Raw genomic sequence first — 13,600 nt, forward strand, 5'->3', positions numbered from 1 at the left:
TTCCTACGGAAGGATCGCCCATGCGTTTGGCTAGGACGGTGGCGGTGGTCGTCGGGGCTGCGGCCGCGCTGGGTCTCGGGGTGTCGGCGCCGGCCGCCGCGGACGAACCGATGATCATCGGCGGGACCACAGTGGACTCCGCACCCTGGGGCGCGCAGGTGTTCTGGGACGACCAGACCGAATACGGCGGTTTCGCGTGCTCCGGCACGATCGTCGCCTCGCAGTGGGTGCTCACCGCGCAGCACTGCCTGAACAAGCCCGGCATGCACGTCAAGGTCGGCGATGTCGCGCTGGGCAAGGGCAAAGAGGTCGCCGTGGACCAGCAGCAGGCCTCGCCGAACGGCGACATCGCCCTGCTGCATCTCAAGTCCGCCGTGGACACCACGTTCATGAAGCTCGCCGACGCCGATCCGGACAACGGTGCCACCAACCAGATCTACGGCTGGGGCCGCGTCCAGGGCAACAGCCCGCCCTCGGACACCCTCAAGACCGCGGACGTGAAGGTGACCGGCGACAGCACGGATGCCTTCGACGGCAAGGCGATCGCCAGCAAGGGCGTGACCGGCTCCTCCTGGCACGGGGATTCGGGCGGCCCCCAGCTGTCCGACGGCGTCCAGGTCGGCGTGTGCTCGACCGGCGTGAACTCCGGCAGCGACAAGAACGGGACACAGAACTACGCCAGCGTGGCGAACAGCCGCGACTGGATCAAGAAGACCGCAGGAGTCTGAGCCACCGGTCCCCACCGGGTGGGGCCCGCCCGTCGTACCGGGATGCCGGTACGACGGGCGGGCTTTTCGTGCCCGGCTGCGCTCACCCGGCCTGCCATCTCGATCTATTGCGCCCGGCAACGGACGATGCGGCGGTGCTCGAAACGCGCGACCACCTCGTGGGTGTGCCGCCGGACCTGTCTCGGGTCTGTGAAGGGGCCCTTCACAGACTCAGAGTCCGTGAAGGGCCCCTTCACAGACCTCCGCAATCTGCGCAGGGCCCCTCACGCCGACTTTGCCGACACCCTGGCGGTGCGTTGACGAGCGTGCGATGATCAACAAGCAAACCCACCGCCGACACCACCAGCAGCAGCGCCATCGCCGCGGCGAGCACGACCAAAGGTCGGTGCAGCCCGCGAAGAGCGGTTCCCCAGTTACTGGTCCGACCAAAAAGCAGGCCGACCCCCACCCGGCACGTAACCGTTGCTACGAAGCCATTAGGCCGTGACTGTGGTCGGATTAGTAATGATCGGCACAGTATTCATGGCTGCCAGCGTCGCGTCTGACCGCCTTTGCAGGCACTGGTGCGCACCGCCCCGTCCCCGGTGGGGCACGCCCTACCCGCGGGATGTCGGCAATAGTGCCGTCACCACGACCGGCAGTTGTGCCGTTTGACCGCACCGCCACCTTTTCTAGCGTGACATTCACCCCGCGCGGACCGGGCCGAACCCGCCGTGCACCAGGATTTCCACGAGAGGGAAGGGAGGTGGCCGGTCGTGTCCAGTCCGGGCTTCCAGTCGGATTCCGCCGCCATGACGCGCGCCGTCCAGGGCTTCGAGGAGACCGCGTCCAGCGCCAAGACCACCATGGCCAGCCTCGAATCCGAGCTGGCGGAGACGCTGCGCAACTACCAGGGCGACCAGGCGGTGGCGTTCTGGGGCCTGCACCGCCGGCTGCAGGAGAAGATGACCGACGCGGTGCGCGAGCTCGACACCATGTCGCAGCTGGTGCACACCAGCCACACCACCTACCACGCCGGTGACTCCGACGTGCACCAGAGCTTCCAGAGCGTCAGCCACACCGCCGAGGGTTCCGTGATCCCTCGCCTCAACCCCTGAGACCGCGAGAGGACCCGAGAAAATGGCTGAAGTCGTCGAAATCAGTTTCGCCGCCCTGCAGCACGGTTCGGCGTCGCTGGCCGCCAAGGCCAAGGCGCTGACCACGCAGCTGGAGCAGCTGCACCAGAACCTGCAGCCGATCACCCAGACCTGGTACGCCTCGGGCAGCTCCGCCGGCGAGGCCGCCCGCGCCTCGGAGACCCGGCTGCGCCAGGCCACCGCCGAGATCGTCGCGATCATCGCGCAGTTCGGCACCAAGGTCGGCGACGCCCACGATCTCCAGGCCCAGCTGGAGAACCGGAATCAGGGTCTGTTCGCCTGACCCGGCTCCGCCGTCGGCCTGCCGGTGCGGGACACGCACCGGCAGGCCGGCTTTCCCGCGTCCCGGCCGCACGAGAGGGGTCCCCGACCGATGCCCGACCAGTCGTACTACGTCCATCTGGACTCGTTGAAGGACTTCGTCCGCGAGCTGGAGACGCAGATCCACGCGATGTCCCAGCCGAACGACTTCCTGCGCACCCTCGGCGAGCACCCGCTGCTGTTCGGGGAGTTCGGCGAGGCGGGCTCGCTCGCCGACGCGCACCGCGCGGCGGTCGCCGAAATGCAAGGCCTGCTCGACCAGGTCCGCGGGGCGATCACCTTCGCGCAGGAAGTGACCACCACCGTCGCCGACGGTTACGAGCAGGCCGACCAGTCGGTGGCCGGCGACCTGCACCGGTCCGGCAGTGCGGCCGGGCTGCTCGATCCGCTGTTGTCGTTGCTGGGGCTGGGCTCCGGCACCTCCGCGGGCCAAGGAGGCAAGGGCGCATGAACGGGCCCCGCACCAACTTCGGCGCCTTCACCCACCAGCAGCTCTACGCGATGCTGCAGGCCGGCGACCCGAGCACCGCCCGCGAAGCCGCCGAGCAGTGGGAGTCCACCGCGCGCGGGCTGCACGATCAGGCCGAGAACCTGTCCCACCAGCTGAGCGGATTCTCCGGCTCCTGGACCGGCGGCGCGGCCGATCAGTACCACCACATGATCACCGATCTGGTCGGCGGGATCCGCAAGGTCGCGGTCACCGCACAGGGCATGCGAGACCTGCTCGAAGATGCTTCCGACGCCCTGGTGCGGGCGAAGGCGGAAATGCCGCCACCCGTCGCGGTGCCGGACGTTTCGCCCGCCGAAGTATCCCTGGCGGTCAACCCGCCGACGCTGCCCGCGGACTGCCCGCCGGCCACCGTGCTCGCCGCCGCTCAGCTACGGCAGCAGGCGATCGCGAAGGTCGAAGCGCAGCAGCAGGCCGCGAACGCCGCCGGTTCGGCACACGCGAAGGCGATCGTCGTGATGGAGAACCTTGCGACGAACTACACCACGGCCGAGGACTCGATCCCGGTCTCCCCCAACGCCGCCACCCCGCCGTCCGCCCCGTCCGCCGGTGGTGGCGGCGCTTCGGGCGGGGGTGCCGTGATCGGCGGCACGACGGGCGGCACCGTCGTCGGGACTCCGGGCGCCGCACATCCGCTGCCCGCCGGTGGCAGCGCACCGTCCACTCCGGACACTTCCGCACCGTCCACTTCGGGCAGCCCGTTGTTCGGGAACATGTTCACCGCCGGGCTGGCCGCGGCCTCCGCGGCGGCGTTCGGGCGGTTCGGCTCGATCATGCCTCGGGTGCCGGGCTGGGCGGGCGGGAAACCGGCGGACGACAAGGACAAGAAGGAAGAGCCGCCGGGCACCAAGCTCGGGGGCGGCGGCGGTGCGAGTATCGCGGGCGGGACCGGTGGTGGCATCCCGATCGGCGGCGGGGAGGCTCCGTCGCTCGGCGGAGGTCTCCCGTTCGGCGGCGGGTTCAGCGGACCGGGCCAGGCGCCCGCCGCGCATTCCGGACTCGCCGGGGACGCCGGCTCGAACGTCCTCAGTGGGCTGGCCGGCGGCGCGGCCGGGGCCGCGGGCGCGGCGGCCAAGAGCGCGATGCCGATGATGCCCATGATGCCGATGGGTATGGGGGCCGGCGGCGATCTCGGGTCCGGGCGGCGTATCCCGGCCTGGCTGGTGGAGACCGAGAACGTCTGGGGCCAGCAGGCGCCGGTGGCGCCGTCGGTGATCGGTGAAGAGCCGGACGTCTCCTGACCGGAAGGACCGCTGTGCAGGATGGTTACCGGGTCGCCCCGGCGAAACTGGACACGGCGGCGGCCGAGCTGGATGCTCGGGCCGGCGTCCTCCGTGCCACGCAGCAGGCGGTGGCGGGCGAGAAGGTGCCCGCCACCGCCTTCGGCGAGGTCCCCTCGGCCGGGGCCGCCGCGAAGACCCTGGCCGAGACCCGGTCCGGGATCGCGTCCGGAATCGCCACGCAAACGCAACGGGCACAACGACTTCGAGACGGTCTCGTCGCCTCCGCGGCCGGGTATCGCCGGGCCGACGAGCAAGTGGCCGGGATGTATCGCGCGCTGCTGCCGGAGGGCTCGGATGGCCGCATCGTGACCGGCCGCCACCTTGACATCCCAGCGCCGTGACCAAACCAGACCACAGTGCACTGTGGTCAGTCAAGGCGAACCGGCCCACCGCCCCGCCACGATGACCACCGGCAGAACACCCACCCGAACGGCCGCACCCGCCGCATCACCCCAGCCGGCCTGACCAACCCGCCACCCGGTGCATCCCGAACTGCAACCCCGCACCACCGAGCAGCCGATCCCCCGGAGCGCATCTTGACGCACGACCACCTCGACACCCTGTCCACCGAGCTGACCGAGGTGATCGACCGTATCGCCACCGTGTTCGGCCCGGTCGCACAGTGCACTGTGGACGGTGAGCAGGACTGCGACCCGGCGAACCCCGGGCACCTGACCTGCCGCAACTACGGAGTCCGCCTGGAGTCCTCCCCCGCGGCGGAGCAGCGGCCGGCCGAAACCGTGCGGTCCATGCTCGAAAAGACCGGCTGGCAGGCCCACGACCGGACCACCGCACGCGAAATGATCGCCCGGTTCTCCCGCGACGGCGCCGATCTCGCCGTGCACGTTGCCCGCACCGAGGGCAGCGTCGCGATCATCGGCTCCACGCGCTGCCTGCCGACAGCCTGACCGGCTCAGGAACCGAACCGCGACGGACGCCAACCCCGAGCCCGACCCCGCCGGAACGCAACCACCCCAACACCCGCCGCAACAACCCCCACCCAACGCAATCAACCCCACCGCACGCACGATCACTTTCCGGCCGGACCGCTGCAGCGACAGCCGGGACAGCCGCCGACTGCAGAGAAAACACGACAGCCTGACCGGCTCAGGAACCGAACCGCGACGGACGCCAACCCCGCATCCGGCCCCGCCGGAACGCAACCACCCCAACACCCGCCGCAATCGCCACAACAACCCCGCCTAACGCAATCAACCCCGCCACACGGTCACCTTCCGACCGCGCCGCAGCAGCGGCCGGGACAACCGCGGGCTGCGGCGAAGACACGACAGCCTCGCCGGGACCGGCCGCGGTGGCCGGAAGTGCCGAGGTCACCGCTGCGTAGGCGTCGACCACACCCCAGCCGAGGCGCGGATCACGGGTGCCGGACGGCGGGCGGGACGCGGTCAGCGTCAGCCGGTGCACGATCTGGTCGCCGGTCAGCTCCGGATGAGCGGCCCGGACCAGCGCGGCCGCGCCGGCGACGTAAGCCGCGGCCAGCCCGGGATCGGTCACCGGCCAGCGGTGCGCGACCGCGCCACCGCCACCGGCGGAAGTACTCACCAGATCCGCGCCCGGAGCGGCGATACCGAGGTAATCACCGGCCTCCGTCTGCACTGGAGCGCCCTTTTCGTTGACAGAACCCACTGCCAGCACACCGGACGACGCCGTGGGATACGTGTGCGCGCCCTTTTCCGTGGCCGCGGCAGCGGAGATCAGCACCGCGCCACGCGCCCGAGCGTGGCCGACCGCCGCGTCGAGAGCCGGGCTGTCCGCGCCGGCGGGGACAGCCACCAGCAGCACTCCGGCACCGCGGTCGAGAGCCGTCTCCACCGCGCCGGCCAGCGCGTTCGGGTCGCCACCGTGATCGTTCGCCGAGCCCTCGGTGTAGCGCAGCGGCAGAATCCTCGCCCCCGGCGCGACTCCGGCGAACGTGCTCGTACTGTCCGGCTGAGCAGCGACGATGCCCGCCGCGATGGTGCCACGGCCGTCGCAGTCGCTGTCCGCGGTGCCCGCGCCGCCGAGCACCTGCCCGGGCGCGAACTGCCCGTTGGCCCGGTCGACACCGGTGCCGAGCACCGCCACCACCTGGCCTTCCCCGCGGGTGAACGGCCACAGCCGGGGCGGATCGAGCAACCGCTGGCCCCAGGGCACCGCACCGGTGTAGGTGCCGGACGGATTCGCGCAGCCGGCCGCACCGGCGGGCGCGGCGAGCGACGGCAGGCCCAGCGCGACCAGCCCGGCCACCGCCGCGGCAGCGACTACCCGCACCCGGCCCCCTCCCCGTGGATTCCCTTGCCCGACAGGAAGATCCTAGTCGAGCGGACGCCACGGCGACAGGGCTTACCGCAAGTCCATCCCCAGGTCCAGCGCCGGTGCGGAATGCGTCAGCGCACCCACCGAGAGATAGTCCACTCCGGACTCAGCGTACGCCCGCGCCCGGTCCAGCGTCAGCCCGCCGGAGGATTCCAGCCGGGTGTCCGGCGCGACCTCGCCACGGCGTGCCACCGCTTTCGCGCACTGCTCCGGGGTGAAGTTGTCGAGCAGCACCTCGTCCGCACCCGCGGCGAGCGCTTCTTCCAGCTGGTCCAGGTTGTCGACCTCGACCTCGCACGGCAGCTTCGGCGCCTGCTCGCGGGCAGCGGCCAGCGCCGCGGTGACCGAACCGGCCGCGACGACGTGATTGTCCTTGATCAGCACGGCATCGCCGAGCCCCATCCGGTGGTTCACCCCGCCGCCACGGCGGACCGCGTACTTCTGCAGCAACCGCAGTCCCGGCGTGGTCTTGCGCGAATCCCGCACCGCCGTACCGGTTCCCTCGATCGCGTCCACCCACGCCGCGGTCGCGGTCGCGACCCCGGACAGCTGACAGAGCAGGTTGAGCGCGGTGCGCTCCGCGGTGAGCAACCCCCGCACCGGGCCACGCACGACCAGCACCGGCTCCCCCGCAGCCGGCCGCGAGCCGTCTTCGCGGCTGGACACCACCTCGTAATCCGCCCCGAGCACGGCGTCGAACACCGCCCGCGCCACCGGGACCCCGGCAACGACCCCGGCGACCCGCGGGGTCAGCTCCGCCACGGCCCGCGCGCCCTCCGGCACGGTCGAGGCCGTGGTGGCGTCCGGCCCGTAGCGGAGATCCTCCGCCAGCGCCGTGATGACCACCCGGCGCACGTCGGCGACCTCAAGCCCGGCCGCGGTCAACGTTCGCATCACCGCGTCGGAAAGCGGGAACAGCTCAGTCATGCAACCCCTTCCAAGGAGATCGGATCAACCGGCACGGACCGGCCGGGCTATCCCGGGCAGACGAACCACGGAGCCCACCGGAGAACGGGACCAGGCCCGTCATGCCACGCCTTCCAGCGAAATCGGCTCGGCCAGCACCGGCTGGCCGGACGGACTCAGCCGAACCAACCGGCTGCGCGGCCCGTCACGCTCATCACGATCCGGAAAGTCGTTCCGCACATGGCAACCCCGCGACTCCGCACGACCCACCGCCGCGGTGAGCAAGGCCTGCGCCACCACCGTCAGCGCCGCATCCTCCACCGCCGCATGCGTCTGCAGTGGACTGTCCTGAGTAGACAGGTCGAGCACCGAACCCGCCGCCGCGAGGCCGTCGGCATCCCGCCCGATGGCGGCGTAACGGCTCATCACCCGTTGCAGCGCATCACGTCCGGCGACCGGGGCGGACCTGCGCCGCGGCAGACGGCCGCGTGCCGGATCCGGCAGCAGCCCGGCCGCGAGGTCAGCGGCGACCGCCTCGGCCACCCGCTGCCCGACGACGAGACCTTCGAGCAGGCTGTTGGAGGCCAGCCGGTTCGCGCCGTGCAGACCGGTCCGCGCCACCTCACCCGCCGCATACAGGCCCCGCACCGTGGACCGTCCGTCCACAGTGGTCACCACACCACCGCAGGCGAAGTGCGCCGCGGGCGTGACCGGAATCGAGTCCACCGCCGGATCGATGCCCAGCTCCGCACAGGCGGCGTGCACCGTCGGGAACCGCTTCGCGAACCCGGATATCCCAGTGGCATCAAGGAAAACGTGATCATCGACGCCGCCGGGTGCCAGTGCCATCCGCCGCGTGATCGCCGCCGACACGACGTCGCGCGGAGCCAGGTCACCCAGCGGGTGCGCACCTGCCATCACCGACGCCCCCGCGCCGTCGACCAGCGTCGCGCCCTCACCACGCACCGCTTCGGTGACCAACGGACACCGCCCACGCGCACCTGGCGTGTACAGCACGGTGGGATGGAACTGCACGAACTCGATGTCCGCGACGGTCGCCCCGGCCCGCAGGGCGAGCGCCAGACCGTCACCGGTCGCCTGCTCCGGATTCGACGTCGCCTGATACAGCTGCCCGAACCCGCCGCTGGCGAGTACCACCGCCGACGCGCGGACCACGCCGGGCACGCCGTGGTGGTCCAGCACGGCCACCCCCGCCACGTCACCCGCGGGCGTGCACAGCGCGTCGACCGCGATGTGATGCTCCAGCACCGGCAGCCGCCGGTCGGTCACCTGGGCGACCAGCGCACGCTCGACCTCGGCACCGGTGGCATCGCCGCCCGCGTGGATGACCCGGAACGCGCTGTGCCCGCCTTCCCGGGTCCGCGACAGCCCACCCGGCCCGCCATCGAACGTCGCACCGCTCGCCCGCAACTTCCCGACCGCAGCCGGACCGCCGGCGAGGATCGCCCGCACCGCGTCCTCGTCGCACAGCCCGGCTCCGGCGACCAGCGTGTCCTCGGCGTGCTTCGCCACCGTGTCGCCCCGGTCGTGGTCACCGTCGAGCACCACGGCGACGCCGCCCTGCGCCCACCGGGTATTGCCGTCCGCGACCGCCGCCTTGGTCACCACGAGCACGTGCAGCCCGAGTTCCTGGGCCCGCAGCGCGGCGGTCAGCCCGGCCACCCCGCTGCCGATCACGACCAGATCGGCACGCGCCTCCCAGCGCGGGGTTTTCGCCTCAAGATCGCTAACCGGGGTACTCATTCGCCGCCGCCGGGCTGCCCGATCTCGATCATCCGCTGTACCGAGGCACGCGCCCGGCCCGCGGTCCCGGGGTCCACGTGCACCTCGTCGGCGCCCTGTTCCAGGCACCGCACCAGCGCGGCCGGAGTGATCATCTTCATGTACCGGCAGGACGCCCGGTCGTTCACCGGGCGGAAGTCGATCTCCGGCGCGGCCTTGCGCAGCTGGTGGATCATGCCGATCTCGGTGGCCACGAGCACGGAGCGCGCCTTGGTGTCCCGCGCCGCGTGCACCATGTCGCCGGTGGAAAGGATCTTCACCCGCTCCGGCGCCACCGCGCCCTCCCCGGCCAGGTACAGCGCCGAGGTCGCGCAGCCGCACTCCGGGTGGATGAACAGGTCGGCGTCGGGCTCCTCCTCGGCGCGCGCGGCCAGCTCGGCGCCGTTGATCCCCGCGTGCACGTGGCATTCCCCGGCCCAGATGTGCAGGTTCTCCCGGGCGGTCACCCGCTTGACGTGCGCGCCGAGGAACTGGTCGGGCAGGAACAGCACCTCGCGCTCCGCCGGGATCGAGGCGACCACGTCGACCGCGTTGGAGGAGGTGCAGCAGATGTCGGTCTCGGCCTTCACCTCGGCCGTGGTGTTCACGTAGGAGACCACGATCGCGCCGGGGTGTTCGGCCTTCCAGTCGCGCAGCTGCGCACCGGTGATGGAGTCGGCCAGCGAGCACCCCGCCCGCGCGTCCGGGATCAGCACGGTCTTGCCCGGCGCGAGGATCTTCGCGGTCTCGGCCATGAAGTGCACGCCGCAGAAGACGATGGTGTCCGCGTCGCTGCTCGCCGCGATCCGGCTGAGCGCGAGGGAATCGCCGGTGTGGTCGGCGATGTCCTGGATCTCGGGCACCTGGTAGTTGTGCGCGAGCAGCACCGCGTTACGGGCACTGGCCAGCTCCCGCACCCGGGCGGCCCAGTCCGCGTCCGCCTCGACCCCGCCGTAGGGGGTCAGATCCTGATCAACCGTGGTGGTCATCGTTTTCCTCCCGGGCCCGGAACCGGCGATCACACCCGGTTCCGCTCCGCCCTGGTTTTCGCCTTATAATCGAAAACTGTGCGAAGTCATCTTAACACCCTGGCCCCCCTGGCCCACGAGGTTCTGGCAGCCGTCCTGCAGGTGCGTTCGGACACACTGCGGGTACTGCTGTGGCGCCGCGCGCTCGACCCGCACCTCGGCCGCTGGTCGCTGCCGGGCGGGCGGCTGCGCCCGGACGAGGACGTGGAGACCTCGATCCGGCGCCAGCTCGCCGAGAAGGTGGACGTCCGGCAGCTCAGGCACGTGGAGCAGCTCGCCGTGTTCAGCGCCCCGGACCGGGTGCCCGGACCACGGGTGGTGGCCACCGCGTTCCTCGGGCTGGTCCCGTCCGACGTCGACCCGGCGGTCCCCGAGGACACCGAGTGGCACGACGTGACCGAGCTGCCGCGCACCGCGTTCGACCACGAGGCGATCGTGCTGCGCGCCCGCGACCGGCTGCGTTCGAAGCTCAGCTACACCAACCTCGGTTTCGCGCTGGCGCCCGAGGAGTTCACCATCTCCGCGCTGCGCGGCCTGTACTCCGCGGCGCTGGGCTACAAGGTCGCCGCCACCAACCTGCAGCGCGTGCTGCAGCGGCGCGGGCTGCTCGTGCCCACCGGCGACACCGCCGCCCCCGGCCGGGCAGGAGGACGTCCGGCAGCGCTGTTCTCCTTCGCGGGCAAGGGGATGCAGGTGACCGATCCGTTCGCGGTGCTGAAGCCTCCGCCACGCCGGTGAGCCGCGAAGCACGGACTGCGCACCCGCCCGGCTGCCCGTACCGTGGACGCGTGACCGAACCGGAGAGAGCACCCGAGGCGACGGCGATACTGCCGTTGTTCCCGTTGCAGACCGTGCTGCTCCCGGGCGTCCACCTGCCATTGCACATCTTCGAGCCGCGATACCGGCAGCTGACCGCGGACCTGATGAGCGGCGCCGTGCCGGACCGGGAATTCGGCGTAGTCGCGCTGCGCGCCCCACTGGTGCGCGAGGTACGTGGTCTGGACCATGTACACGACGTGGGGTGCAGCACCGTGCTGTGCGAAGCGAAACGCCTCCCGGACGGCCGCTACGACGTCATCACCCGAGCCGCCCGGCGGTTCCGGCTGCGCGAGCTGGACCACACCTCGGCGCCGTACCTGCTCGGCACCGTGGAGTGGCTGCCCGACTCGCTCGTGCCCACCTCCGCCGAGCCGACCGGCCACCGCCTGGCCGAAGTGGCCCGGACCGCGCACGAGCGGTACTGCGAGGCCGCCTGGCACGACGAGGACTGGCACTCCCCCGAGGTCGACGCCGAACTGGGCGACCTCGCCTACCAGCTGGCCGCGGACTGCCTGCTCCCCCTGGAGGACCGCCAGCACCTCCTCGAAGAGCCCCACCCGCTGCGGCGGCTGCGCATCGTCTGCCGCCTGCTCACCCGCGAGGCCGGTTTCCTGGAGACCCTCGGCGCGGTGCCCCTGCCACCGACCCAGCTGGCCGCGTTCACGAAACCGGCCGAGCTGAACTGACTCCCCGGCCGCCGCGGCCACCGCCACCACCACGGCCACCGCGGCCGCGTGCCGCCCCACCGCGACCACCGAGATGAAGTCCGTGAAGGGGCCCTTCACGGACTCTGAGGCTGTGAAGGGCCCCTTCACAGCCTCCCCGAACCAGGCGCCGGGCAGCCGAGCCGGGACCGCCGGGCCGCGGGGCACCGGGCACCGGGCACCCAGCCGGATTCAGCCGAGCCGCCGCCCCAGATCCGCACGGCCGTTCCAAGCGGTCATCAACGCATACACCAGGCAGGTCAGCAAGGGTGCGGCCAGGATCACCCAGCCGGACTCCAGCCGGGGTGCCTGCGAGAGCACCGAGCCGAGCGCGGGGGCGCTGTCCACCGAGTACTTCGAGTTCGCGAAGGCGGGCCCCATCTGCGTGCCCAGCCAGCCGGCCAGGAGCGCCCCGCCCGCCGCGGCCAGGCACACCACCGGGCCACGGCGTTCCCGCAGGAACCAGGTGACCAGTCCGATCAGCAGACCGGCACCCATCGCGAGGAAGCCGAAGACCGCCAGATCGTCGAACCGGTGCCAGCTCTCCAGTTCCAGCGGCACCAGCCCGCCGTCCGGCGTCACCACGCGGACCCGCTGCGCCGGGGCCAGCTGCGCCCACAGCCAGCCGAGCGGGATGCCCAGCAGCGCCGCGGTCGAGAGCACGCTCACCGCGGGCAGCAGGTCGGCCTTCACCACCACCCGCGGACGCTGCGGAGGGAACAGCAGGGGTACCGACCACGCCTCGGCCACAGCGGACGACCGATGTGCTGCCTTGCCCGCGGACTCGACCACCCCGGACTCCCTCCTGCTCATGTGCGGACCGAGCGTAACCGGTCGCCCAGCCGGGGGTCATGCGCGGCTCGCGGTCTCCCCGTGCCTGCTGCACCGCGCCACCCAGCCGAACGGCGACACCTGGACCACCATGCGCCGCGCGCAGTGCCCGCAGAACCGCGGCGGCTCCAGTGCCGTGCGCGGGCTCGCGCACGGCCCGTGCCCCGGCCCGCCCGCCGGCTGTCCACAGTGGACGCAGTAGTCAGAGGCTGTCACTGAGCGCCTTCACCGGCATCTTCAGCTCGGCGAGCATCTCCAGATCCGCGGACGCGGGACGGCCGAGGTTGGTCAGGTAGTTGCCCACGATGATCGCGTTGATCCCGCCCAGCATGCCCTGCTCGGCGCCGAGGTCACCGAGGGTCAGCTCCCGCCCGCCGGCGAACCGCAGCATGGTGCGCGGCATGGCCAGCCGGAACGCCGCGACGGTCCGCAGCGCGTCGCGGCCCTCGACGATCTCGTAGTGCTCGTACGGCGTGCCCGGCTGCGGGATGAGGAAGTTCATCGGCACCTCGTGCGGGTTCAGCTCGGCGAGCTGCACGGCGAACTCGGCACGCTGCTCGACGGTCTCCCCCATGCCGATGATGCCGCCGCAGCAGACCTCCATGCCCGCTTCGCCGACCATCCGCAGGGTGTCCCAGCGCTCCTCCCAGGAGTGCGTGGTGACCACCTCCGGGAAGTGCGAACGCGCCGTCTCCAGGTTGTGGTTGTAGCGGTGCACGCCCATCTCGACCAGCTCGTCCACCTGCGCCTGGGTGAGCATGCCGAGCGAGCAGGCGATCTGGATGTCGTTGCCGTCCTCGCGGATCGCCTTGACGCCCTCGCGGACCTGGCCCAGCAGCCGGGCGTCCGGCCCGCGCACCGCGGCCACGATGCAGAACTCGGTCGCGCCGGTCTCCTTGGTCTGGCGCGCGGCCTTGACCAGGCCCGGGATGTCCAGCCAGGCCGACCGCACGGGGGTCGGGAAGCGGCCGGACTGCGAGCAGAAGTGGCAGTCCTCCGGGCAGCCGCCGGTCTTCAGGCTGATGATGCCCTCGATCTCCACCTCCGGGCCGCACCAGCGCAGGCGCACCTCGTGCGCGAGCTGCAGGGCCTCGGACAGCCGCTCGCCGGGCAGCCGCAGCACGGCGAGCACCTGCGCTTCGGTCAGCCCTTCGCCACGGCCGAGGACCTGTTCGCGGGCGGCGGCGAGCACGTCGGTGGTCTCCGGGACTGCGGTCACAGCGTCTCCTCGGGGTGAT

16 protein-coding genes are annotated in these 13,600 nt (G+C 71.7%); 9 read left to right on the plus strand and 7 right to left on the minus strand.

Going from position 1 to position 13,600, the window contains the following annotated elements; translation table 11 throughout:
* The first annotated feature begins 20 nt into the window (after positions 1 to 20).
* The 7 genes from ATK36_RS07320 (at position 21) to ATK36_RS07355 (ending at position 4,884) form a co-directional block, all read left to right on the plus strand.
* Entirely contained in the window at positions 21 to 728 is a 708-nt protein-coding gene (locus ATK36_RS07320) for a S1 family peptidase (protein ID WP_098510573.1), read from the plus strand.
* Positions 729 to 1,483: 755 nt separating this feature from the next.
* Entirely contained in the window at positions 1,484 to 1,825 is a 342-nt protein-coding gene (locus ATK36_RS07330; RefSeq protein WP_098510575.1) for a WXG100 family type VII secretion target, read from the plus strand.
* A gap of 22 nt (positions 1,826 to 1,847) precedes the next feature.
* Positions 1,848 to 2,147, plus strand: a complete 300-nt coding sequence (locus ATK36_RS07335) for a hypothetical protein (RefSeq protein ID WP_098510576.1) — start codon at positions 1,848 to 1,850, stop codon at positions 2,145 to 2,147.
* A 90-nt stretch (positions 2,148 to 2,237) separates the two neighbouring features.
* Positions 2,238 to 2,636 (plus strand): hypothetical protein, encoded by a 399-nt coding sequence (locus ATK36_RS07340; RefSeq protein ID WP_098510577.1) that lies wholly within the window; start codon positions 2,238 to 2,240, stop codon positions 2,634 to 2,636.
* A complete protein-coding gene (locus ATK36_RS07345) occupies positions 2,633 to 3,934 on the plus strand; it encodes a WXG100 family type VII secretion target (RefSeq protein WP_098510578.1) in 1,302 nt (433 codons plus the stop codon). The genes ATK36_RS07340 and ATK36_RS07345 overlap by 4 nt, the downstream gene beginning before the upstream one ends.
* A 14-nt stretch (positions 3,935 to 3,948) precedes the next feature.
* Positions 3,949 to 4,317 (plus strand): hypothetical protein, encoded by a 369-nt coding sequence (locus tag ATK36_RS07350; protein WP_098510579.1) that lies wholly within the window; start codon positions 3,949 to 3,951, stop codon positions 4,315 to 4,317.
* Positions 4,318 to 4,512: 195 nt separating this feature from the next.
* Positions 4,513 to 4,884 carry a hypothetical protein gene (locus ATK36_RS07355; RefSeq protein WP_342751991.1) on the plus strand — a complete coding sequence of 124 codons (372 nt, stop codon included), beginning with the start codon at positions 4,513 to 4,515 and terminating at the stop codon, positions 4,882 to 4,884.
* A gap of 199 nt (positions 4,885 to 5,083) precedes the next feature.
* Here ATK36_RS07355 and ATK36_RS07360 read toward each other — a convergent pair whose 3' ends face one another.
* The 4 genes from ATK36_RS07360 to nadA all read right to left on the minus strand — a co-directional run bounded on the left by ATK36_RS07360 (position 5,084) and on the right by nadA (position 9,969).
* Positions 5,084 to 6,247 (minus strand): S8 family serine peptidase, encoded by a 1,164-nt coding sequence (locus ATK36_RS07360; protein ID WP_098510580.1) that lies wholly within the window; start codon positions 6,245 to 6,247, stop codon positions 5,084 to 5,086.
* Positions 6,248 to 6,319: 72 nt separating this feature from the next.
* Positions 6,320 to 7,186, minus strand: coding sequence for a carboxylating nicotinate-nucleotide diphosphorylase (gene nadC, locus ATK36_RS07365; RefSeq protein ID WP_387000890.1), 867 nt, complete (start codon positions 7,184 to 7,186; stop codon positions 6,320 to 6,322).
* A 132-nt stretch (positions 7,187 to 7,318) separates the two neighbouring features.
* Positions 7,319 to 8,962: an L-aspartate oxidase gene (locus ATK36_RS07370; RefSeq protein ID WP_098510582.1), complete on the minus strand. Its 1,644-nt coding sequence runs from the start codon at positions 8,960 to 8,962 to the stop codon at positions 7,319 to 7,321.
* The gene (nadA, locus tag ATK36_RS07375; protein WP_098510583.1) at positions 8,959 to 9,969 is read right to left on the minus strand and encodes a quinolinate synthase NadA; all 1,011 of its coding nucleotides are present in this window, start codon (positions 9,967 to 9,969) and stop codon (positions 8,959 to 8,961) included. The genes ATK36_RS07370 and nadA overlap by 4 nt, the downstream gene beginning before the upstream one ends.
* A gap of 135 nt (positions 9,970 to 10,104) precedes the next feature.
* Between nadA and ATK36_RS07380 the strand changes: the two genes are divergently transcribed.
* Together ATK36_RS07380 and ATK36_RS07385 are read left to right on the plus strand one after the other, a co-directional pair.
* Positions 10,105 to 10,746, plus strand: coding sequence for an NUDIX hydrolase (locus ATK36_RS07380; protein WP_281259110.1), 642 nt, complete (start codon positions 10,105 to 10,107; stop codon positions 10,744 to 10,746).
* A gap of 50 nt (positions 10,747 to 10,796) precedes the next feature.
* The gene (locus ATK36_RS07385; protein WP_098510585.1) at positions 10,797 to 11,513 is read left to right on the plus strand and encodes an LON peptidase substrate-binding domain-containing protein; all 717 of its coding nucleotides are present in this window, start codon (positions 10,797 to 10,799) and stop codon (positions 11,511 to 11,513) included.
* A 210-nt stretch (positions 11,514 to 11,723) separates the two neighbouring features.
* Here the strand turns inward: ATK36_RS07385 and ATK36_RS07390 are convergent, their stop codons facing one another.
* Genes ATK36_RS07390 through bioB form a run of 3 tightly spaced genes read right to left on the minus strand, consistent with a single transcriptional unit; the run spans position 11,724 to position 13,581 of the window.
* Positions 11,724 to 12,323, minus strand: coding sequence for a DUF2567 domain-containing protein (locus ATK36_RS07390; protein WP_098510586.1), 600 nt, complete (start codon positions 12,321 to 12,323; stop codon positions 11,724 to 11,726).
* Between the two features lie 57 nt (positions 12,324 to 12,380).
* Entirely contained in the window at positions 12,381 to 12,578 is a 198-nt protein-coding gene (bsaP, locus tag ATK36_RS33360; protein WP_098510587.1) for a biotin synthase auxiliary protein BsaP, read from the minus strand.
* On the minus strand, positions 12,565 to 13,581 hold the full coding sequence (gene bioB / locus ATK36_RS07400; protein ID WP_245914491.1) for a biotin synthase BioB: 1,017 nt from the start codon (positions 13,579 to 13,581) through the stop codon (positions 12,565 to 12,567). Before bioB ends, bsaP begins: the two co-directional genes overlap by 14 nt.
* Positions 13,582 to 13,600: the final 19 nt, after the last annotated feature.

This window comes from Amycolatopsis sulphurea (assembly GCF_002564045.1).
In the GTDB taxonomy this organism is placed as follows: Bacteria; Actinomycetota; Actinomycetes; order Mycobacteriales; family Pseudonocardiaceae; genus Amycolatopsis; species Amycolatopsis sulphurea.